The sequence below is a fragment of the Mesorhizobium sp. P2_E6 genome (genome assembly GCF_056403835.1).
In genome coordinates this window covers 270,823-292,951 of sequence record NZ_JBFUEQ010000001.1, presented here as the reverse complement: position 1 = coordinate 292,951, position 22,129 = coordinate 270,823, and the positions used below count along the sequence as shown (strand labels likewise).

The 22,129-nt window shown below is 64.5% G+C and carries 19 protein-coding genes; 14 read left to right on the top strand and 5 right to left on the bottom strand.

Annotated elements, in window-relative coordinates:
- Window position 1: 1 nt before the first annotated feature.
- Window positions 2-811: a transporter substrate-binding domain-containing protein gene (locus AC1D08_RS01400; RefSeq protein WP_457150840.1), complete on the bottom strand. Its 810-nt coding sequence runs from the start codon at window positions 809-811 to the stop codon at window positions 2-4.
- 79 nt (window positions 812-890) lie between these two features.
- Window positions 891-1,952, bottom strand: a complete 1,062-nt coding sequence (gene speB, locus AC1D08_RS01395; RefSeq protein WP_457150841.1) for an agmatinase — start codon at window positions 1,950-1,952, stop codon at window positions 891-893.
- Between the two features lie 262 nt (window positions 1,953-2,214).
- On the opposite strand from speB, the gene gcvA reads away from it, so the two are divergent.
- The 8 genes from gcvA to AC1D08_RS01355 all read left to right on the top strand — a co-directional run bounded on the left by gcvA (window position 2,215) and on the right by AC1D08_RS01355 (window position 11,252).
- On the top strand, window positions 2,215-3,189 hold the full coding sequence (gcvA, locus tag AC1D08_RS01390) for a transcriptional regulator GcvA (protein ID WP_457150842.1): 975 nt from the start codon (window positions 2,215-2,217) through the stop codon (window positions 3,187-3,189).
- Window positions 3,190-3,348: 159 nt separating this feature from the next.
- A complete protein-coding gene (gene pncB, locus AC1D08_RS01385; protein WP_477422436.1) occupies window positions 3,349-4,653 on the top strand; it encodes a nicotinate phosphoribosyltransferase in 1,305 nt (434 codons plus the stop codon).
- A 179-nt stretch (window positions 4,654-4,832) separates the two neighbouring features.
- Window positions 4,833-6,284 (top strand): hypothetical protein, encoded by a 1,452-nt coding sequence (locus tag AC1D08_RS01380; protein WP_457151181.1) that lies wholly within the window; start codon window positions 4,833-4,835, stop codon window positions 6,282-6,284.
- A 154-nt stretch (window positions 6,285-6,438) separates the two neighbouring features.
- A complete protein-coding gene (locus tag AC1D08_RS01375; RefSeq protein WP_457151180.1) occupies window positions 6,439-7,740 on the top strand; it encodes an ABC transporter substrate-binding protein in 1,302 nt (433 codons plus the stop codon).
- A gap of 218 nt (window positions 7,741-7,958) precedes the next feature.
- Window positions 7,959-8,840, top strand: coding sequence for a branched-chain amino acid ABC transporter permease (locus tag AC1D08_RS01370; protein ID WP_457151179.1), 882 nt, complete (start codon window positions 7,959-7,961; stop codon window positions 8,838-8,840).
- Window positions 8,837-9,799, top strand: coding sequence for a branched-chain amino acid ABC transporter permease (locus tag AC1D08_RS01365; protein WP_457151178.1), 963 nt, complete (start codon window positions 8,837-8,839; stop codon window positions 9,797-9,799). The genes AC1D08_RS01370 and AC1D08_RS01365 overlap by 4 nt, the downstream gene beginning before the upstream one ends.
- On the top strand, window positions 9,796-10,521 hold the full coding sequence (locus AC1D08_RS01360) for an ABC transporter ATP-binding protein (RefSeq protein ID WP_457151177.1): 726 nt from the start codon (window positions 9,796-9,798) through the stop codon (window positions 10,519-10,521). Before AC1D08_RS01365 ends, AC1D08_RS01360 begins: the two co-directional genes overlap by 4 nt.
- Window positions 10,518-11,252, top strand: coding sequence for an ABC transporter ATP-binding protein (locus AC1D08_RS01355; protein ID WP_457151176.1), 735 nt, complete (start codon window positions 10,518-10,520; stop codon window positions 11,250-11,252). Before AC1D08_RS01360 ends, AC1D08_RS01355 begins: the two co-directional genes overlap by 4 nt.
- Window positions 11,253-11,399: 147 nt before the next feature.
- Here AC1D08_RS01355 and AC1D08_RS01350 read toward each other — a convergent pair whose 3' ends face one another.
- The 3 genes from AC1D08_RS01350 to pncA all read right to left on the bottom strand — a co-directional run bounded on the left by AC1D08_RS01350 (window position 11,400) and on the right by pncA (window position 14,574).
- Window positions 11,400-12,356 (bottom strand): ornithine cyclodeaminase family protein, encoded by a 957-nt coding sequence (locus AC1D08_RS01350; protein ID WP_477422433.1) that lies wholly within the window; start codon window positions 12,354-12,356, stop codon window positions 11,400-11,402.
- A gap of 150 nt (window positions 12,357-12,506) precedes the next feature.
- The gene (locus AC1D08_RS01345) at window positions 12,507-13,889 is read right to left on the bottom strand and encodes a sodium:proton antiporter (RefSeq protein ID WP_457151183.1); all 1,383 of its coding nucleotides are present in this window, start codon (window positions 13,887-13,889) and stop codon (window positions 12,507-12,509) included.
- Between the two features lie 70 nt (window positions 13,890-13,959).
- Window positions 13,960-14,574, bottom strand: coding sequence for a bifunctional nicotinamidase/pyrazinamidase (gene pncA / locus AC1D08_RS01340; RefSeq protein WP_457151174.1), 615 nt, complete (start codon window positions 14,572-14,574; stop codon window positions 13,960-13,962).
- 263 nt (window positions 14,575-14,837) lie between these two features.
- Between pncA and AC1D08_RS01335 the strand changes: the two genes are divergently transcribed.
- From AC1D08_RS01335 to AC1D08_RS01310, 6 genes are read left to right on the top strand one after another with little or no spacing between them, the layout of a single operon-like run.
- Window positions 14,838-15,698 (top strand): FAD binding domain-containing protein, encoded by an 861-nt coding sequence (locus tag AC1D08_RS01335; protein WP_457151173.1) that lies wholly within the window; start codon window positions 14,838-14,840, stop codon window positions 15,696-15,698.
- A gap of 17 nt (window positions 15,699-15,715) precedes the next feature.
- Window positions 15,716-18,670: a molybdopterin-dependent oxidoreductase gene (locus tag AC1D08_RS01330; RefSeq protein WP_457151182.1), complete on the top strand. Its 2,955-nt coding sequence runs from the start codon at window positions 15,716-15,718 to the stop codon at window positions 18,668-18,670.
- Entirely contained in the window at window positions 18,667-20,208 is a 1,542-nt protein-coding gene (locus AC1D08_RS01325) for a 6-hydroxynicotinate reductase (RefSeq protein WP_457151172.1), read from the top strand. Before AC1D08_RS01330 ends, AC1D08_RS01325 begins: the two co-directional genes overlap by 4 nt.
- Complete coding sequence (locus AC1D08_RS01320) at window positions 20,208-21,089, top strand: UPF0280 family protein (RefSeq protein WP_457151171.1); 882 nt, start codon at window positions 20,208-20,210, stop codon at window positions 21,087-21,089. The genes AC1D08_RS01325 and AC1D08_RS01320 overlap by 1 nt, the downstream gene beginning before the upstream one ends.
- Window positions 21,082-21,666, top strand: coding sequence for an amino acid synthesis family protein (locus tag AC1D08_RS01315; protein ID WP_477422430.1), 585 nt, complete (start codon window positions 21,082-21,084; stop codon window positions 21,664-21,666). The genes AC1D08_RS01320 and AC1D08_RS01315 overlap by 8 nt, the downstream gene beginning before the upstream one ends.
- Window positions 21,663-22,124 (top strand): MarR family winged helix-turn-helix transcriptional regulator, encoded by a 462-nt coding sequence (locus AC1D08_RS01310; RefSeq protein WP_457151169.1) that lies wholly within the window; start codon window positions 21,663-21,665, stop codon window positions 22,122-22,124. The genes AC1D08_RS01315 and AC1D08_RS01310 overlap by 4 nt, the downstream gene beginning before the upstream one ends.
- Window positions 22,125-22,129: the final 5 nt, after the last annotated feature.

Sequence of the window (22,129 nt, the reverse complement as noted above, 5' to 3'; positions counted from 1 at the left end):
CTCAATCCTTGAGGTTGTCGGGGTTGAGCGGCGTCTTCAGCCAGGCCTGCGAGCTTGCGTCCAGCTTGCCGTCCGCCAGCATCTTGGCGATGGCGTCGTTGACCGCCTTCTTCAAGCTGTCTTCGTTCTTGTTGAGACCGATGTGCGAAGGCGAGGTCAGAAGCTGGAACTTCTGCTCCGGCTTCAGCGCGTCCTGCTTGGCCAGCACCTGCGCGCCGACATCGTTGCCGACGACCATCAGCTGCGTCTGGCCGGAAATGAAGGCCTGGATCACCGAATTGTAGTTGTCGAAACGCTTGATGTCGGCCGACGCCGGTGCTGCCTCGGTGAGCGAGGTGTCCTCGAGCGTGCCGCGGTTGACGGCGATCGACTTGTCGGCAAGGTCTTCCTTGCCTTTGACCGATAGCGCCGCCGGGCCGATCACCGCGATGTAGTAGGGCGCGTAGGCAGCGGCGAAGTCGATCACCTGCTCGCGTTCCTTCGAATAGCCGACGCTCATCAAGAGGTCGACGCGATGGTCGTTCAGGTACGGGATGCGGTTCTGGCCGGTGACGGCGACGGGATTGAGCTTCACCTTGAGCGTGTCGGCAATGTATTGCGCGACATCCATGTCATAGCCCTTGAGGCTCATGTCGGCGCTGGCCGAGGAGAAGGGCGGAAAATCGGCGAAGACGCCGACATTGATGGTGCCGGCCTTGGTGATGTCCGCCAGCGCGTCGGCATTGGCGGCTTGCGTGCCGAGGCCAAGGCTTGCGGTGCCAAGCATCAGCATGGCGGCGATGGATGATTTGAGCGTGATACGGATCGTCATTTTTATTCCCCCCTGGAAGCTTTGTTTGTCTGGGTCGGCCGCCGGCTCCAGCGCGGCGGCCGCCTTCGTCTTCTAAACGTCAGGCTCCCTTGCCTGTGATCGCCGGGCTGAACACCATCAGGCTCAGGATTTCGAACAGAACCTGGGCACCGGCGTGCGCCGTGTTGGTGGTCGCGTCGTATTGCGGCGCCACCTCGACGACGTCGCCGCCGACGATGTTGAGGCCCTTCAGGCCGCGCAGCAGTTCGAGCACTTCGCGCGTCGTCAGGCCGCCGACCTCCGGCGTGCCGGTGCCGGGCGCGAAGGCCGGATCGACGCTGTCGATGTCGAAGGAGACATAGGTCGGCCCGTCGCCGACGATCTTGCGCGCCTTCTCGATGATGGCGGGGATGCCGAGACCGGTCACCTCCTCGGCATGCACGACGGTCATGCCGGACTCGTAGGTGAACTCCCACAGGTATTCGGCCGAGCCGCGAATGCCGATCTGGATCGTGCGCGTCGGATCGAGCACGCCGTCGAGCACCGCGTTGCGGAACGGTCCGCCGTGGTGGAACTTGGTCATGTCGAACAGGCCACTGGTGTCGCAATGGGCGTCGATGTGGATCAGGCCGACCGGGGCTTTCTTGCCGACCGCCTTCAGGATCGGATGGCTGATCGAATGGTCGCCGCCGACCGACAACGGGATGACGCCGGCATCGACGATCTGGTTGGTGCGGCGCTCGATATCCTCATGGCTGATCTCGAGCCGGTAGCGGCTGCGGAACGGCGTGTCGCCGATGTCGGCGACCCGAAGTTCATGCGTCGGGGCGCATTCCAGCACGTGATTGTAGGGGCCGATGCGTTCGATGGCGCGCAGCGCCCTTGGTCCGAAACGCGAGCCCGGCCGGTTGGTGACGCCGAGGTCCATCGGCACGCCGATCATCGCCACCTGCAGGTCGCCGAAATCCGGATTGTCGGCCGCTATTTCGCGGTAGGGGGCGGCGAGGAACGTGGGGATGCCGGAATAGGGCGCCAGCCGGGTGCCGGACTTGGAAAAGATCTTGTCGGCGACGCGCCGGAATTTCGGGTCGAACATTTCGCCGCCATGGCTCTCGCCATATTTGCGACGCAACGCGTCGAGCTTACCGCGATCGTAACCCATGTCCGCTCCTCCCGCCTGATGCAGTGCGGCCGCCGGTGACCTTGGCGAAGCGACCGTCATCCGGCCGGGTCGTTGTCCCGCTGGCTGCCTGCAGATTTCACGTCTTGATGCTGTTCCGGGCCAAAGTGTCTGGCAGCCGCATTGAAAAATCAATTGATATTGTTAGGGTGTTGGCTGTGAGAAAATCTCACAATCAACTCTGAGCACGATCTCATCCGAAAACCGGCCTCCATTTTTCGGGATCGTGCTTCAATGGATGCCCATGGCCAAGCGCCTGCCACCGCTGAATCCGCTGCGCGCCTTCGAGGCAACGGCCCGCCATGGCTCGCTGACCAAGGCGGCGAGTGAGCTGAATGTCACGCATGGCGCCATCAGCCACCAGATCAAGGCGCTCGAGCAGTCGCTCGGCGTCAAGCTTTTCGAGCGCGCCGGCCAGCGGGTCAAACTGACGCCGCATGGTGCCGAGCTGCTGCCGGCGGTCTCGAGCGCCTTCGACGGCATCGCCGCCGCCACGCAGCGCATGACAAGGCCGGCGAGCAGCGGCACGCTCTCCGTCTCCTGCGTGCCCGCATTGCTCTTGCTGTGGATGACGCCGCGGCTCGGCAGTTTCATGGCGCAATATCCTGACATCAGGCTGACGTTGATCCCTTCCAACGACGCCAAGGATATCCGCGCGCCGCAGATCGATGTCTGCGTGCACTACGGCGACGGCAGCTGGACCGATTGCTGGATGCGCAAATGGTCGGGGCTCGAACTGTTTCCCGTGGTGAGCCCGACGTTGATCAACAACCGTCCGATCCGCAGCGTCAGGGATCTCGCCGACCATGTCTTCCTGCATGGCGATGACGGCCGCGAATGGCACACCTGGCTGGCGGCCGCCGATGCGCTGGACCTGGAACGCGGCCGCCGTCATCATCTGGGCGATGCACGCATGGCGGTTGAAGCCGCGGTCCACGGCCATGGCGTGGCGCTGGGCGATTCGGTGACGGCCAGTTCGCTGCTGGCCAGGGGCATGCTGGTGGCGCCGTTCAGCCTGTCAGTGCCGGCAATCGACGACTTCTATGTCGTCTGTCGCAACGAGATGAAGTCGACGCCGATCGTGCAGCTTTTCATCGACTGGCTGTTTGCCGAGAAGGCGCAGGATGACGGCCGCGCCGATGCGCCGGTGGCGGGCCGCGTCGTCACCCGCCGCAAGCGTCCGGCGCTCAGGGTCATCGGCGGCAGAACCGGGAGCTGACACCGGCTGGCGGCGGCGGTGCCGGCCGATCGTGTCCGGCCGCATGCAGGGTTTTCTTTTTGTCGGGCCAGCCCTGAAACCGGGCAGCGTTTTGGCCAATTCGATGCTATGAGGCCTGTCGCGGTTGTGGGTAGCAGGCAGCGAAGGCGGTGTTGAAACATGGCTAAGACCGATATTGCGCGGCGTGTCTACAACCACACCTGGAAGCTCGACCCGATCGTGCGCAGCCTGCTCGACACGGACTTCTACAAGCTTTTGATGCTGCAGATGATCTGGGGCATGTACCCCAAGGTCGACACGACCTTCTCGCTGATCAACCGCACCACCTCCGTGCGGCTGGCCGACGAGATCGACGAGGGCGAACTGCGTGAACAGCTCGACCATGCCCGCACCTTGCGCTTCAGCAAGAAGGAGATGATCTGGCTCGGCGGCAACAATTTCTACGGCCGCAAGCAGATCTTCGAGCCGGAATTCCTCGCCTGGCTGGAGAATTTCAGGCTGCCGGAATACGAATTGTCGAAGCGCGACGGCCAGTATGAGCTCACCTTCAGCGGGCCGTGGATGTACACGACGCTGTGGGAGATCCCGGCGCTCGCCATCATCAATGAGCTCCGTTCCCGCGCGGCCATGCGGGCGTATGGCCCCTTCGCGCTCGATGTGCTCTATGCCCGCGCCAAGGCCAAGATGTGGGCCAAGACCGAACGGCTGAAGGCGCTGCCCGGCATCCGCATTTCGGATTTCGGCACGCGCCGGCGCCATTCCTTCCTGTGGCAGCGCTGGTGCGTCGAGGCGTTGAAGGAAGGCATCGGCGAAGCTTTCACCGGTACCTCCAACGTGCTATTGGCCATGGACAACGACCTCGAAGCGCTCGGCACCAACGCGCATGAACTGCCGATGGTGTTCGCCGCGCTCGCCAATTCGGAAAAAGAGCTGAAACAGTCGCCCTACAAGGTGCTGCAGGACTGGCAGCGCTATTATGGCGGCAATCTGCTGATCGTGCTGCCCGATGCCTTCGGCACGGCGTCGTTCCTGCGCGACGCGCCGGACTGGGTGGCCGACTGGACCGGTTTTCGCCCCGACAGCGCTCCGCCCATCGAGGGCGGCGAGAAAATCCTGTCCTGGTGGCGCGACAGGGGCAAGGATCCCCGGCAGAAACTGCTGATCTTCTCCGACGGGCTCGAGGTCGAAACGATCGAGGAGACCTACCGCCACTTCAGGGGCAAGGTGCGCATGTCGTTCGGCTGGGGCACCAACCTCACCAATGATTTCGAGGGCTGCGCGCCAACCGAAACCAACAGCCTGGACGCCATATCGCTGGTCTGCAAGGTCACCGAGGCCAATGGAAGACCGGCGGTCAAGCTCTCCGACAACCCGGCCAAGGCGACCGGCGACGAGAAAGAGATCGAGCGTTATCTCAGGATCTTCGGTCAGAAGGACCGCGTGGAGCAACTGGTCAAGGTGTGAGGGGTGATGGGTTGAATGACATGACCGCCCGGTCGCATTCCCTCCCACCCCCCTCTGTCCTGCCGGACATCTCCCCCGCAAGGGGGGAGATCGGCCGCCACCTCTGGTTTCGCCAATTTTCAACATTGCAAGAAAGGTGGCCGGCAGATGAACTGCTGATCTCCCCCCTTGCGGGGGAGATGTCCGGCAGGACAGAGGGGGGTGCGAAGGATCGCGGCAGTGGAGTGTATCCCTGCTCGACGATTGCCTTTGTCGGAGCCCTGATCTTTGTCCTCCCCACGCCCGCCTTGGCCCACGCTTCCGACCGTGGCCATGTCCTGCTCTTACCGACCGGCTACTATCTGGCAGGCGGGGCTTTCGCCGTGGCCGTCAGTTTCCTCGTGCTGGCGCTGCTGCCGGGGGATTGGCTTGATCGTTTCTGGCGCCGGCGCATGCCGCTGTTCGGATTTGGCGACAGCGCGCGCGCCGCAGTCAGCCTGGTCTCCTTTGCCGGCTTTGCAATCCTCATCGCCGCCGGCTTTTTCGGCAGCCGCGACCCGCTTTCAAACCCTTTGCCGCTGGTGATCTGGACCCTGCTGTGGGCTGGCGTCACGCTGCTGCAAGGTGTCCTCGGCGATCTCTGGTCATGGCTCAACCCATGGTATGGGCCGTGGCGCCTTGCCTCACGTCTGCTCGGCGCCGGGGATGAAGGGAGCTGGCGACTTCCCCGATGGCTCGGCTGCTGGCCGGCCGTCCTGTTGTTTTTCGCCTTTGCCTGGTTCGAACTCGTCGATCCGGCGCCCGACGATCCGGCGCGCCTGGCATATGCTGCCGGCCTCTACTGGCTGCTCACCCTCCTTGCCATGCTGGCGTTCGGCTGTCGAAACTGGAGCCGCAACGGCGAATTCCTGTCGGTCTTCTTCTCGATGGTGGCGCGTTTCGCGGTCGTCGAGCGCAACAAAACCGGCGGGCTTGGCCTGTGCTGGCCGGGTGCCAAGCTGCTCGCCGCCGAGCCGTTACCGGCCAGCGGCATTGCCTTCCTGCTTCTTGCCCTGTCGTCGGTGTCCTTCGACGGCCTGTCGAAAACCTTCTTCTGGCTCGGTCTGTTCGGCATCAATCCGCTCGAATTTCCCGGCCGCACGGCGGTGATCGGCAGCGGCAGCCTTGGGCTCGTTCTGACGTTCACGTTGCTTGCAGGCGTGTTCATGCTCGCCGTCTGGCTCGGTCAGCGTCTTGCGCGAAGCGATCGCCCTTTCGGCCAGGCAGCCGGGCTGCTGGTGTGGTCGATCGTACCGATCGCGCTTGCCTATCATGCCGTGCATTATCTGACGTCGCTGCTCGTCGACGGCCAGTATGCGCTTGCGGCACTGTCCGACCCGTTCGCGCTGGGCTGGAACCTGTTCGGCACCGCCGACATGCAGATCGAGGCGGGCATCGTTGCCGGTGCGGATTCCGCCTGGTGGCTGTGGAATGTCCAGGCCGGCGCCATCATATCAGGCCATGTGCTCGCCGTCCTCGTCGCCCACGGCTTCGCCTGGCGCCTGCACCCGCAGCCCTCCCGCGCTACCCTCAGCCAGTTCCCGCTCACCGTGCTGATGATCGCCTATACGGTCTTCGGCCTCTGGCTGCTTGCCACGCCGACGGTTGGCTGAGCCGTTCGCGTTGGAAAATAAACCGGGCTTCCCCCAGGGAACCGGCATTGCCGTGTCCGGACTTTGGTGATTTAGTTTGTACACATGCAATTTTTCGACTTCCGGAAATGAGCGGACTTTGCGCTCCTAAACGCTGAACAAGGGGAACGGCATCATGGACAAGAGCAAGACCTTCGACCTCTCGAAAACCGGTCTCACCCGCCGCACGGCGCTGAAGGGGCTGGCCGCCACCGCCGGTCTGGTCACCGCGCCAGGCTTCGTCCGCTATTCCCAGGCACAGAGCTCGGCGCCGATCAAGATCGGCTTCCAGTCGCACCGCACCGGCATCGGCGCCGCCTATGGCCGCTGGTACGAGAAGACCACCGCTGCCGCCATCAAGGCGATCAACGCGGCCGGCGGCATCAACGGCCGTCAGGTCGAGGTGATCATCGAGGATGACGGCACCGATCCGGGCCGTGGCGCCGAAGTGGTCGGCAAGTTCGCCACCCAGCACAAGACCGACATCGTCTTCGGCACATTGTTCTCGCATGTCGTCATCGGCTCGGCGCCCGCCGCCGGCGAGGCCAAGATCCCCTATTTCGTCGTCAGCGAAGGCCATCATGTCGCTTCGACCAAGCTCAACCGCTATGTCTTCCAGCCCGGTATCACCGACGTGAAGAGCCAGATCCAGTCGATGGCGCCGTGGATTGCGGCCAATGCCGGCAAGAAGGTGACGCAGATCTTCCCGGATTTCGCCTTCGGCTACGACCACCGCGACTACCTGCCACCGGCGCTGAAGGCGCAAGGCGCCGACGTCATCGCGCAGATCGCCATCCCGCCGACGGAATCGTCCTTCACCAAATACTTCCCGCAGATCCCGGCCGAGACCGAGGTGATCTACCACGTCATGGTCGGCCCGGCCGTGCTCACCTTCGTCAAGGAACTTGGCGAGTTCTACGGCTCCAACCGGCCGCAGCTGTTCGGCTTCATGGATTCGCTGGAGGCCACCGACATCAACAGCCCCGGTCTCGAATTTTTGGACGGCAGCCATTTCTGGGAGGGTTCGCCGCGCTATGCTCAGGCCGACGACAGCGCCGCGCAAAAAGCCTATCGCGCCGCCGTCGGCATCGACGACAATGGCGCCGCCGTCGGCGATCCAAAGGACGTCTCCACCGCGTCGCACATGTTCGGCTGCTGGGAAACGCTCTATGTCGTCAAGAAGGCGATGGAAGACGCCGGCTACAAGGGGCCGGAAGACCGCGCCAAGCTGGTCGAGGCGACCGAGGCGCTGACCGCCTTCGCCGAAGGACCCGAGCATCCGCAGGGGCCAAAAACCTTCAACGGCAAGATCCACCAGTGCTTCGGTATCCAAAACATATCCAAGGTCGAAGGCGGCAAGCTGAAGGTCGTCCACAAGACCAAGATCGAGGACGGGCTTTACGAGGCCGAGGGGGATTACACGACGCAGGCGCTGTAGTCTTAGCTGCTCCAGCAAGCGTGAGCGCCAAGCCACCCCCCTCTGTCCTGCCGGACATCTCCCCCTCACGGGGGGAGATTGGCAGTTCGTACGAAGGCGGCCGCTTACCGGCTTTGACGGTTGGTGAAAGCAATCATTACAGCCAATCTCCCCCCTTGAGGGGGAGATGGCCGGCAGGCCAGAGGGGGGTGCACTTGGCGCCTGCCGAAGTGTAACCGATGCACTTCGGTCCCCACCTCCTCCTCGCCGCCCTCGAAGGCCTCGTCACCTCCGCCGTGCTGGCGCTGACGGCGCTTGGGCTGTCGCTGGTGTTCGGCGTCATGCGCGTCGTCAACGTCGCCCATGGCGAATTCTTCATGCTCGGCGCCGTGCTTGCCTGGGCGATCACCACGGCGATCGGCGGTCACCCGGCGCTCGGCTTCCTGGCGGCGCTGGTGATCGCGCCGCTGATCGTCGGCGCCATCGCGCTGGTTGCCGAACGGCTGGTGCTGCGCCGGCTCAACTACAATCCGGAAGCCACCATCGTCGCCACCATCGGCATGCTCTACATCATCCAGCAGCTGGCGCTGACCTTCTACGGCCCGGAGGCGCGGCCGGTGGAGCCGCCGTTCAGCTATCGCATCCTTTTGCCGTGGTTCGGCTATTCCGGCTACAAACTGTCTGTCATCGCCGCCTCCGCGCTTCTGCTGGTGGCGACATGGCTGGTGCTGACGCGCACGAAGATCGGCCTGGTCATGCGCGCCACGCAGTACGACAGCGAGACGGCGCAAGCCTTCGGCATCCCGGTCGGCCGCGTCTATGGCGGCGTCTTCGCGCTTGGCGCCATGCTGGCGGCCATCGCCGCGGTGCTGATCGTGCCGATCAGCCAGGCGCATTACCTGATGGGCCAGGATCCGCTGCTGCTGTCGTTCATCGTCGTCATCATCGGCGGTCTCGGCTCGCTGCGCGGCACGGTCGTCGCCGCCGTGCTGATCGGCCTGTCCGACGGCATCATCTCGGTCTTCTTCTCGCCGACGCTGGCCAAGATCATCGCCACGCTGCTGGTCGCCATGGTGCTGGTGTTCCGGCCGCAAGGCCTGTTCGGGACGGCGTCGCGATGAGCGAAGCTTCGCCGGCAAAGGCCTACGGCCTGCATCTCGGCGTTATCGCGCTGCTTTTCGTGCTGAGCTTCCTTTTGCCGGAGTACTATCACGGCCTGCTCGCCCGCATCATGGTCCTGGCGGTCTTTGCTATGGGCTACAACATGCTGTTCGGCTATGTCGGCCTGCTCAGCCTCGGCCACGCCATGTTCTTTTCCGCCGGGCTCTACGGTGCCGGCCTTGCCGTCATCCAGCTTGGCTGGAACGTGCCGGCGGCATTCGCCGCGGGCCTCGGCTGCGGTCTCGTTCTTTCCCTGGTGATCGGGCTGCTGGCGCTGCGCACGTCAGGCGTCGCCTTCATGATCGTCACCATGATGTTCGCGCAGGTGTTCTATCTCATCATCCTCTACTTCTCGTCATGGACCGGCGGCGACCAGGGCATGGTCGTGCCGCAGTCGGCGCGGGTGCTTGCTTTCGGCGCGACATCGCTCGATCTCACCAACCCGACCGTGCGCTACATGAGCGCGCTCGGCTTGTTCTCGCTGGTGCTGCTGATCACGCTTGCCATCGTCCGCTCCAGATATGGCCGCGTGCTCGTCGCCATCCGCGAGAACGAGGAGCGGACGAAGATGCTGGGCTACGACACCTTCTCCAACAAGCTCGCCGCCGTCGTCATCTCCGGCATCTTCTGCGCTGCCTCGGGTGCTGCCTATGCGCTGCTGTTCGGCTATGTCGGCTCGAGCTTCGCTTCGGTGCAGTATTCCATCCTGCCGCTGCTGTGGGTGCTGCTCGGCGGCGCCGCCACGACGCTTGGGCCGCTGATCGGCACGCTGTTCATGTACTACGTCATCGACATCACGAGCGGCTACACCTCGGCCTATCTGCTGATCGTCGGCGTCGCCCTCATCCTGCTGGTGCTGTTTTTCCCCAAGGGCATTCTCGGCAGCATGCGGCAGCGCTGGCTCGGGTGGCTGCCGTGACGCCGCTTTTGACCACCAAGGGCCTGTCGCGCAACTTCGGTGGCCTGCGCGCCGTCGATAGTGTCGATTTCACCTTGATGCCCGGCGAGATCCGCGCCGTCATCGGCCCGAACGGGGCGGGGAAGACCACCTTCGTCAGCCTGGTCAGCGGCCGCATCCAGCCGTCGTCGGGCATGATCATCTTCGATGGCGCCGACATCACCGGCCTACCTGCCTATGTCCGGGTCCGCCAGGGCATCGCCTACACGTTCCAGATCACCAGCGTCTTCGCCAACCTCACTGCCTACGACAATGTCGCATTGCCGGTGCAGCGCACGCTGAGCGATGGCCGCTCGAAGGGCGCGGTGCGGGCCGGCGTCATGGCGGCGCTCGAACGGACCGGCCTGGCCGACCGCGCCCACATGCCGGCCGGACAATTGTCCTATGGCCACCAGCGCCTGCTGGAAGTGGCGATGGGCCTGGCGCTGAAGCCGCGCCTGTTGATCCTCGACGAGCCGACGCAAGGCCTGGCCGACAGCGAGATCGACAATTTCATCACCCTGGTGCGCGAGATCGCTGCGAGTGCCACCGTGCTCCTGATCGAACACAACATGCCCGTCGTGATGCAATTGGCCGACCGTATCACCGTCTTCAACGCTGGCAAGATCCTCGCCGAAGGCACGCCCGAGGCGATCCGCGAGAACGCGGCTGTTCAGCAAGCCTATCTGGGGACCGCCCCATGACCGAAACGACCAAGGCGCGAACAAAGTCCGAGGCGCTGGCGATCTCGGGGCTGGACTGCTTCTATGGCGAGGTTCAGGTGCTCTACGGCCTCGATCTCGTGCTGAACAAGGGCGAGGTGCTCTGCCTGTTCGGCCGCAACGGCGCCGGCAAAACGACGACGCTGAAGGCCATCATGGGACTGGTCCCCTCACGAGCCGGCTCGATAAACCTCGGTGGCCAGGAATTGACCGGTCTGCCGGCGCATGAGGTGCCGAAGGCCGGCGTCGCCTATGTGCCGCAGGGAAGGCGGCTGTTCGCCGAAATGACGGTCGCTGAAAACATCGAGATCGGGCTGATGGCGCGCAGCAAGGGCAAGGCGACGCGCGAAACCGTGCTCGACCTCTTCCCGCTGCTGCGCCAGCGGCTGCGGCAACGCTCGGGCACCTTGTCCGGCGGCGAGCAGCAGATGCTGGCCATGGCGCGCGCGCTTTGCCTGGAACCGCAGGTGCTGCTGCTCGACGAGCCGACCGAAGGGCTGATGCCGTCGATGATCGCCAGGATCCGCGAGACGGTGTCGACCCTGCGCGACATGGGAGTGTCCACGATCCTCGTCGAACAGCGGGTCGATGCGGTGTTGTCGGTTGCCGACCGTGTTTGCTTCATCGAGAACGGCCGCAACCGCGAGACGGTCGATGTCGAGGAGCTGCGCGCCGACCCGTCGGCAGTGCGTCGCTATGTGGGTGTCGGGTAAGGCATGTAACGGTCGAGCGCTAGAGCAGTTCACCGTTTCACCGGAAACGCCGAACCGCTCTATCTGTTTGTTTTGGCGCAATTCCCTAAGGGAAAGCGCTACGCGCTTTTCCCGGGAAAACCGTTTCACACTTTTCCTGGAATTGCTCTAAGCTTCCAGCGCGCCGATCGCTTTCGCGCGCACAAATGCCAGGCCGGCTATTGCGAGATCGCCGACCGCCATGCCGCGGAACGCGAAAGCTGTTCGCTCACTCGCGCTTTGACGACCTGGCACGTCGCCGCTCACCAAACCCGTCAAGTCACCGGCAACGAGTTCGGGCCTGACCATCGGTTTGCTCATCTGCGCCTCTTGCACCAGATCGTCTATGGCGATGCGATCGAACGCAACCATGGTTTCAGCAAGCCAAGGCAGAGCCAGATCGGTCATGGTCGCGAACACTCCAGCCTTCAGCCAACGCGCATCCAGAAATGGAACGGGCTCGGGCACCAAAGTGACTGTTGTCACCACGATATCAGCAGATTCGACCGCCGCTTTGGCAGTATCACTCCGTACCGCGGTTAGACCGCGCGTCTCAGCTACCTGGCACAGTGCGTCACGACTGCCTTTGCCTCGACTAAAGGCGCGAATCTCCTGCAACGGAAAAAGATCGGCCAGAGCCTCTAGATGAGCGCGCGCCTGAACACCGCACCCGATAAACGCGACGCACGCCGAGCCCGCTCGGGCCAGACGCTTGGCCGCCACACAGCTTAGACCGGCCGTCCGCTTCGAAGTGACCCAATTGCCGTCGACCACAGCAAGCGGCAGCCCCGTTTCAGCGTCGAGAAGGGTGACCAGCGAGTTAAGGGTTGCAAGTCCCCGCTCGTGGTTACGGGGATTGACCACCAGCGACTTGGTGGCCAGCACCCGGGGCTCGGTCGCGACGGCGAGAGTCGCCATGATGTAGCGGTCGTCGCCTGGCAGCACCACCGCCTTGGGCGCACACCATACTTCGCCTCGCCTCTGACCGATGATCTGCCGCTCGATTTCGTCGATCACGTCGGATGTCGAAATCGCCAGGCCATCCAGGAATTCGGCTGACAGATAGGGCAGCTTCTCAATGGTCATTGTCGCCCCCGACCCAACCCTGCACCTCCTCTACAATAGCAGAAATTGCGGGCTCCGCATACGCATGTGCCATCGTCATCGGGCTACTCTATGCCAGCGGCTGCCGGAGGTTCCGGCTTCGACGCCAAGGGCGCCGAATCGAGTCTAGGCTCAACGGAAGAACACAAAACCCGCGATCAAAAAGGTCGGGATCAGCACCAGGCCGGACCACAGCATGTAGCCGAAGAAGCCCGGCATCTTCACGCCGCGATGCCTGGCGATGGCATAGACCATGAAGTTGGGCGCATTGCCGATATAGGTGTTGGCGCCCATGAACACGGCACCCGCCGAGATTGCCGCCAAGGTCGAGGCAAACTCCGTCATCAGATGCCGAGGGTCGCCGCCGGCGAGTTCGAAGAACACCAGATAGGTCGGCGCATTGTCGAGGAACGACGACAGCGCCCCGGTCAGCCAGAAATAGGCGAGATCGTTGGGCTGGCCGGAGGGCGAACTGACAAGCGCCACCAGCGGCGCCAGAGCGCCGTCATGGCTTGCCCTGAGGATGGCGATGACCGGCACGATGCAGATGAAGATGCCGGCAAACAATTTCGCCACCTCTGCTATCGGCCCCCAGTTGAAGCCGTTCGCTTCGCGGTGGCTCTTGTACGAGAGGGGAAGCGACAGCAAGGCCAGCGCCAGGTTGATGGCGTCGCGTACCAGATTCTGCAGCTCGAGGCTCACGCCCAACACGGAAAAGCTCACGCCCGGCTTCCAGGCCGCCGACAGCAGGATCGCACCGATCACACCTGCCAGCAGCGGAAGGTTGGCCAGGCCGCGCAGGCGTACCTTCGTATCCGGCGTCGGATCCCTGGTCTTCGGTGCACCGCTCTCGCGCCGGTGCAGGATGATGTCGATGCCCAGGAAGACGGCCAGCACGACGCCGCCGACGAACAGCGTCTCGCGCCAGAGATTGGCGGTGACCCAGAAAAAGTCGACGCCGCGCAGGAACCCGACGAACAGCGGCGGGTCGCCGAGCGGCGTCAGCGAGCCGCCGATGTTGGCAACAAGGAAGATGAAGAAGATGACGACATGGGCGTTGAACGGCCTGGCGTCATTGGCGCGCAGGATCGGGCGGATCAGGACCATCGAGGCGCCGGTCGTGCCGATCACCGAGGCCAGGATCGCGCCAGCCAGCAGCAGCCCGGCATTGACCAGCGGCGTCCCGTGAATGTTGCCGGCAAGCAGGATGCCGCCCGAAATCGTGTAGAGCGCGAACAAAAGGATGATGAAGGACATGTATTCCGCAAGCAGCGCATGCAGCACCGCCTCGGTCGCACTGGGAATTCCGAAGGCCAAAGCCAGGGGCACGATCACCAGCGCCGCCCACAGCGCGGTGATCTTGCCATAGTGATGCTCCCATATGTGATGGAAGAGCAAAGGCCCGGTGGCGATCGACAAAAGCAGGCCGACAAAGGGCAGCGCCCACCACAGCGACATCGCGGCGCCGGGCAGCGCGTGTTCCTCCGCTGCCAAGGCCTGGCCTGGAAACAGCATTGCGAGAGCGATCACAGGGCCCGCTCCTGTCGCAATCCGCAAAAAGCCCCTCTTGCGCCCCACGTTCAGTTCAATCCAAGACGTGGTCTTCAAGCGTCACGCCGGCATCGCGCATGCGGTGCAACATTGTCTCGAGCGAACCGTTGAGATCGATGCCACGACAGGCATCGAGCCGGACGGTGGTTTTGAAACCTTGGCTGATGGCGTCCAGCGCCGAAAAGGCAACGCAGAAATCTGTCGCCAGCCCGACCAGGATCAGTGTGTCGATCCCTCGCTCCCTGAGATAGCCGGCAAGGCCGGTCGGCGTCGTCCGGTCGTTCTCGAAGAAGGCCGAGTAGCTGTCGATGGCAGGCCGAAACCCCTTGCGGACGACGAGCTCCGCCTTGGTCCAGGCGAGGCCGGAGTGGAAATCCGAGCCCAGGCTGCCCTGGATGCAGTGATCCGGCCACAAAGTCTGCGGGCCGTAGGGCATGTCGATCATCGTGAAGGGCTGCGAACCCGGATGGCTTGAGGCGAAACTCGAATGGCCGGCGGGATGCCAGTCCTGCGTCAGCACGACGTGATCGGCGTGCCGGATCAGGTCATTGACCAGCGGCACGATCTCGTCGCCGCCAGCAACAGCCAACGCGCCGCCCGGACAAAAATCGTTCTGCAGGTCGATGACAACAAGCGCTTCGTCGGCCATGGGGCTTTCCTCTTCTGTATGCAGGCTCCAGTGGAAAATGCCGCTGACGCGACCGGAGGCAGAAACTCGACCAGATGGCAGGCGGCGTCAACCTCTCAAGGCATAACAAATGCGTGCCGGACGAGCTGCTACAAACTCTCGCTTTGACAATTCCTACGGTCTTGATATCATTTGCATACGAATGAATTTCGTCCGGCATCGATGCCGGCATGGTCTTTCGAAAATACCGGTTACTGGAAGGCCTCTTTTCTGGAAGGCAAAGCGTGATCCGTTACGCCAAACCCACCTCGGTCGACGAAGCGCTCGCTTTGCTTGGCGAGAGCGCCTGGCGGATCCTTGCCGGCGGCACCGATTTCTATCCAGCACAAGGCAGCAAGCCCTTTCGCGACAATGTTCTCGACATCAATGGCCTGACGGCACTGCGCGGCATTGCCGAGACGGATGACCACTTCGTCATCGGTGCGCGCACGACCTGGACCGACATCATCCGCCACCCCTTGCCGCCGGCCTTCGATGCGCTGAAACAGGCCGGGCGCGAGGTCGGCTCGGCGCAGATCCAGAACGTCGCCTCGGTCGCCGGCAATCTGTGCAACGCCTCGCCGGCCGCCGATGGCGTGCCGGCGCTGCTCGTCCTCGATGCCGAAGTCGAACTGCGGTCGGCGACAACGACACGTTGTGTGCCGCTGCAGGACTTCATTCTCGGCAATCGTCGCACGGCCTTGCAGCCCGGCGAGTTGGTCACGGCCATCCGCGTGCCGAAACCTGCTGCCGGCACGTCGGCTTTCGTCAAGCTCGGCGCAAGGCGCTATCTCGTCATTTCGATCGCCATGGTGGCGGCGCGTCTGGTGGTTGACAACGGCATTGTCGTGGAAGCGGCGGTTGCCGCCGGCTCCTGCTCGGTGGTGGCCAAGCGCCTATCCGGCGTCGAAGCCGCCTTGCGCGGCCTGCCCGCCGGCCAGGCGCTCGCCGATGCGGTCCTGGCCGCGCCGATGGCTGAGCTGTCGCCTATCGCCGATGTGCGCGGCAGCGCCGAATACCGGCTTGATGCGGTGCGCGAGATCGCTGCCCGCGCCGTGCTCATGGCCTGTGGGCTGATGAACGACCCGGAGGTGGTGGCGGCATGAGCCAGGTCTCGCCTGAAATGCGCGAAGCCCTGCCAGATCTCGGCGGCGTTCAGCCTCGCCTCGGCCCTGAGCGAGCCGACATCGCCTTCGAGGTGAATGGCGCAGCCGTCTCGGTCAACGTGCCGCCGCTGCGTCGGCTGTCCTCGGTGCTGCGCGACGAACTGCTTTTGACCGGCACCAAGGTCGGCTGCGACGCCGGCGACTGCGGCGCCTGCACGGTGCTGGTCGACGGTGATCCGGTTTGCGCCTGCCTGATGTCGACGGCTTCCGCGGCGGGAACGGCTGTGACAACCGTCGAAGGGCTCGCCAATGGCCGGCTGTCGGCGCTGCAGGCCTCGTTCCTCGACCATGGCGCGGCGCAGTGCGGCATCTGCACGCCGGCCCTGCTTGTCGCGGCCACGGCATTGCTGGACAAGAAGCCCAACCCGACCGAGATCGAGGTCCAGGACGCGCTGGGCGGCATCCTCTGCCGCTGCACCGGCTACCGCAAGATCATCGCGGCGGTGATGGATGCAGGGCGGTTCGAACCATCAACTGACGGCGCCGCTCCTCATCCGCCTGCCGGCACCTTCTCCCCGTATAGTGACGGGGAGAAGGGAAGCGCTCCAACGCTGGCGACCCCCTCTCCCCGTCCCTTACGGGGAGAGGGTGAGGGTGAGGGGCAGCGCCAACGCCGTTCGTTGGATCTCGGCCTTGATCGCAGAATGCCAATCTCGGGCCATGCTGTGGGCTCTTCGCCCATCCGGCTCGACGGCGTGCCGAAGGTCACCGGCGGTGAAAAATTCGGCGGCGATTCCTTCCCCGCCGATGCATTGGCCGTGCTGGTGGTGCGCTCGCCGCATCACCATGCCAGCTTTGCCTTCGGCGACCTCGACGGCTGGGTGAAGGCGCATCCCGGCATCGCCGGTGTCTTCACCGCCGCCGACATTGCGGGCAAGAACTGCTTCGGCGTTATCGGCCCGTTCGCCGACCAGCCGGCGCTGGCCGAGGGTTTCGCGCGCCTTCGCGGCGAAGCGGTGGCGCTGGTCGCCGGCGAGCGCGAGGCCATCCTCGATCTCGACCTGTCGGATTTCCCAATACGCTGGAGCGAGTTGCCGCATCTCCTGGAGCCTTGCGAGGCGCAGGCCAGCGGCGCCAGGCTGATCCACGACCACCGCCCGGCGAACCTGCTCACCGCCGGCTTTGTCGAGCGCGGCGATCCCGAGGCGGCGCTTGCCGGCGCTGCCATCACCGTGTCCGGCGCCATCGACACCTCCTATGTCGAGCACGCCTATATCGAGCCGGAAGCCGGCTATGCATATCTGGATGGCGACACGCTGGTCGTCGTCGCCTGCACCCAGGCGCCCTATATGGACCGCGACGAGACCGCGAAGGTGCTCGGCCTTGCCGTCGACAAGGTGCGCATCGTGCCGACCGCGACCGGTGGCGGCTTCGGCTCCAAGCTTGACGTTTCGCTGCAGCCTTTGATCGGCCTTGTGGCGCTGAAGACCGGCCGGCCGGCGGCGCTTGCCTATACCCGCAACGAATCCATGATGTCGACCACCAAGCGCCATCCGGCCGAGATGAAGGCGACCATCGGCGCCGATGCCGAAGGCCATGTCACCGGCATGATCTTTGTCGGCGACTTCAACACCGGCGCCTATGCCAGCTGGGGGCCGACTGTCGCCAACCGCGTGCCGGTGCACGCCTCAGGCCCCTATGGGACACCGAACTATCGCGCCGAGGGCCGCGCCATCCACACCCATGGGCCGATCTCCGGCGCCTTCCGCGGCTTCGGCGTGCCGCAAGCGACGATCATGCAGGAAACGCTCTATGACGAGCTGGCTGACAAACTGGGCATCGACCGGCTTGAGTTTCGCCTGAAGAACTGCCTTCGGAACGGATCCGAAACGGTTACCGGGCAGCGGCTGGATACCGGCGTCGGCATTGCCGAATGCCTGGAATCGCTACGGCCGCATTGGACGCGGGCGAAGACCGATGCGGAGGCATTCAACGATGCCAACAAGGATAGAAAGCGTGGCGTTGGTGTGGCTTCCTGCTGGTATGGCTGCGGCAACACCTCGCTGCCCAACCCGTCGACCATCCGCGTCGGCATCGCGGCTTCAGGCGACATCATCCTGCATCAGGGCGCGGTCGATATAGGCCAGGGCTCGAACACGGTCATCCCCCAGATCTGCGCCGACGCGCTTGGCCTGCCGCTGGAAAAATTCCGGCTTAAAAGCGCCGATACCGCCATCAGCCCTGATGCCGGCAAGACATCGGCCTCGCGCCAGACTTTCGTGACTGGCAAGGCGGCCGAAAAGGCGGGCCGTGCCTTGCGCGAAAAGATCCTGCGCTTTGCCAACGTCTCTGAGAAAGCATCCCTGCAACTGGACGGCCCGGCGATAATCATCCGCGAGGGCGAGGCCACGCGCCACATCGATCTTGCCGTTCTCGACATGGATGCCGACGGCTTCGTCTTCCGCGCCGAGGAAAGCTACGACCCGCCGACACTGCCGCTCGACGCCCAGGGCCAGGGCAAGCCCTATGCGGTCTATGGCTACGGTGCGCAGATCGCCGAACTCGAAGTCGATCTCAAGCTCGGCACGGTCAAGCTGATCAAGATCACCGCGGCGCACGATGTCGGCAAGGCGATCAACCCGCTGCTGGTCGAGGGCCAGATCGAAGGCGGCATCGCGCAAGGCATCGGCATGGCGCTGATGGAAGAGTATATCCCCGGCCGCACCGAGAATCTGCACGACTACCTCATTCCGACCATTGGCGACGTGCCGCCGATCGAGACCATCCTGATCGAGGTCCCCGATCCCGAAGGACCGTTCGGCGCCAAGGGCCTGGGCGAGCATGTGCTGATCCCGACGGCGCCGGCGATCCTCAACGCCATCCGCCACGCCACCGGCGTTCTGGTCACCAAGGTTCCGGCGACGCCGACGCGCATCCGCGCCGCCATTCGCGAAAAGGAGGCACGTCCATGAGCGAGCTTGCCGAACGCTTCGAAACCCACGATCCCGGCGAAAAGCAGATGGCGGAGAAGATCCGCTGCGATGCCTGTCCGGTCATGTGCTACATCGCCGATGGCCGTACCGGCGCCTGCGACCGCTACGGCAATATCGGCGGCAGGATCGTGCGCATGGATCCGCTGACCATCCTCGACCACGCGGCCGAGGCCGGCGCGGCCATGGTGCCGTTCATCGCCGAGGGCGACGCATGGGACGGCGAACTGGTCAACACCGGCCGCCGCTTCGTCACCGCCATCGGTGCGGGCACCACCTATCCCGATTACAAGCCGGCTCCGTTCATCGTCAGCCAGCAAGTCGAAGGCGTCGATCTCGTCACCGTCGTTACCGAGGGCATCTTCTCCTACTGCGGCGTCAAGGTGAAGATCGACACCGACCGTCATATCGGGCCCGAGACGGCTACAGTGCGATCGCAAGGCGAAGCGATCGGCCATGTCACGACGGGCGAATACGGCTCGCAGATGCTGTCGCTGGGCGGCGTGCACCACCTGACCGGGGGCTCCAAGTCGGAAGGCCGGGCCACTTGCGACGCGATGCTCAATCTGTGCAACCGCAAGCCGGTGGAGCTCAGCATCGACGGCGGCGCCACCGTCATCGTCGAAGCCGGCAAACCACCGGTTATCGACGGCAAGCACGAACACCGCATGCGTGTCGGCTGCGGCTCGGCCACCATCGGCATGTTCGCCACGCAATGGCGCGGGCTGGTCGACGAGGTGGTGGTGGTCGACGACCACATCACCGGCGTCGTGTCCGAGCATCAGGCCGGCAAGGTGCTGGGCTGGCAGGACACGGGCATAAAAATCATCGGCCGCCGCTCGACGCCTGGCCGCTATTTCAAGGTGTCCGATCCCGGCCTCGGCTGGGGCGGCACCAGCATATCCGACCCGCTGTCGATCCTCGGCGAGTGGAACGCCAAGAAGGGCGCGCGGCCGGGCCTGTCGCTGCTGATGGTTTCGACCACTGGCGAGCAGTTTGCCTATTACGAACTCGATGACGACTTGAAGCCAGTACAGAAACCCTTCCCAGAACGGCTGCAAAAGTCGGTCCGGCTGATCGAGGACAATTGCGAGCCGGCGCTGTGCACCGTGCTGTTCATCGGCGGCGCCGGTGGCTCGCTGCGCGCCGGCGTCACCGAAAACCCGGTAAACCTCACCCGTTCCGTGCAAGGCCTGAGCACCTATGTCACGGTCGGCGGCGCCCCGGTCTATGTCTGGCCGGGCGGCGGCATCACGCTGATGGTCGATGTCACGCGGGTTCCTGAAGGCGCCTTCGGCTATGTGCCGACCCCGGCGCTGGTGGCGCCGATCGAATTCACCCTGCGCCGCGACGACTATGTTAGGCTTGGCGGCTACGAGGCCGAGATCCGCAGCGTCGAGGATATCATCGCCAAAGGCGGTGAGTACCTCAATCCGCGCCGCGGCTCGGGTGCCGCGGCCGGCAATCCATGGCCGCCGCTTGCACAATTGCACCGTGTTCGCTCCAACGGGGCCGGGTGATGTCCGGCCCGCAAGCGCATTGGCTGCAGGACGGCAAGCGGCTGCATCTCAACCACGGGCCGATCGACCTGATCGTCGAGGCCTTTGGCGAGGCGCATGAATGCCGCCAAGCCTATGAGCAGGCGGTGGCGCGTTTCCAGACAATCTTGCCGGAGCTGGTCGAGGAATTGCCGGAATTGCGCCAGCCGGCCACGAGCCGACCGCGCGCTTTCGCCGGTTCGACAGCGCAGCGCATGGAAGCGGCTGTCGTGCCCTTGGCGAAAGATTTCATCACACCGATGGCCGCCGTCGCCGGTTCGGTAGCCGACGAATTGCTCGAGACAATGCTTGCCGGCCGGAAGCTCGACCGCGCCTATGTCAACAATGGCGGTGACAGCGCCATCCATCTCGGCGCCGGCCAGTCGATGACGCTCGCCATCGCCGGCACCGGCCACGGTTTGGCCGACCGCATTGTCATCCATGCCGGCGATGGCGTGCGCGGCGTCGCCACCAGCGGCTGGCGTGGACGCTCGTTTTCGCTTGGCATCGCCGATGCCGTCACCGTGCTGGCGCGGACCGGGGCCGAGGCCGATGCCGCCGCGACGCTGATTGCCAATGCCGTCGACCTGCCCGGCCATCCGGCCATCCGGCGCGTGCCGGCGCGCGACCTGGCGCCGGACAGCGACCTTGGCGACCGGCTGGTGACGCAAGAGGTCGGCCGGCTTTCCTCAGCGGAAATCGCCGCGGCGCTGGACGGCGGACTTGCCGTCGCCGAAGATTTCCGCCGCAGGGGATTGATCGCCGCATCGGCGCTGTTTCTTGCCGGCCAGACCCGCATCAGTGGTTCCATGGCGCTTGCCGCGCCCGACAAAAGTCCAGGGAAGGAAGTTGCCCATGCCTGAGTTTCCGATCCGCAAGATCGCGGTTCAGACCGAAGAGATCTTTCACGAGGGCGGGCCGGTGGCCAAGGTGCCGCGCCGGCGCGCCGCCGCCATGGCGCTGGTCAAGAACCCGTTCGCCGGGCGCTATGTCGAGGAACTGCAGAGCGCCATGGACGATCTGAAGCCGCTCGGCCTGCTGCTGGCCGACCGGCTGATCGCGGCGCTCGGCGGCGACGTGAAGCAGATCGACGGCTATGGCAAGGGCGCCATTGTCGGCACATCAGGCGAACTGGAGCACGGCGCGCTGTGGCATGTGCCCGGCGGCTACGCCATGCGCGAGCGGCTCGGCGATGCCAAGGCGATCGTGCCGTCGGCGAAGAAGGTCGGCGCCTTCGGCTCCAGGCTCGACGTGCCGCTTGGCCACATCAACGCCGCCTATGTGCGCAGCCATTTCGACGCCATGGAAGTCGGCATCAGCGACGGCCCGCGCCCCGACGAGATCCTGTTCTGCCTCGCCATGACCTGTGGCCCACGCGTCCATGACCGCATGGGCGGCCTGGCGGCTGGGGATATCAAGGCCTGGGACGGGTTGCGGTGAGCGCCGAGGACAATCTGCTGAAGCTGGTCGAGGCCGAAGAGCCCGACGAAAACGACTATCGCTTGCAGGAGCAGGTCGGTTTCATCCTGCGCAAGGCGCACCAGCGCCATGTCTCGATCTTCGCTGCCCACATCGCCGATCTGACGCCGCCGCAATTCGCGGCACTGGCCAAGCTGCGCGATGTCGGCGAGACCTCGCAGAACCAGCTCGGCACGCTGATTGCCATGGACGCGGCGACGGTGAAGGGCGTCATCGACCGGCTAAAGGCGCGCGGCCTGGTCGAGCTCTCCAAGCATGAGGTCGACAAAAGGCGGCTGCTGGTCAATTTGACCGCTGAAGGCCGCGACGCGGTCGAACGCCTGATCCCGCTTGCCCGCGACATCACCCAGGAAACACTGGCGCCGCTCTCGGCCAAGGAGATCGCCACATTCATGAAGCTGCTGGCGAAACTGGCCTGAGCCTC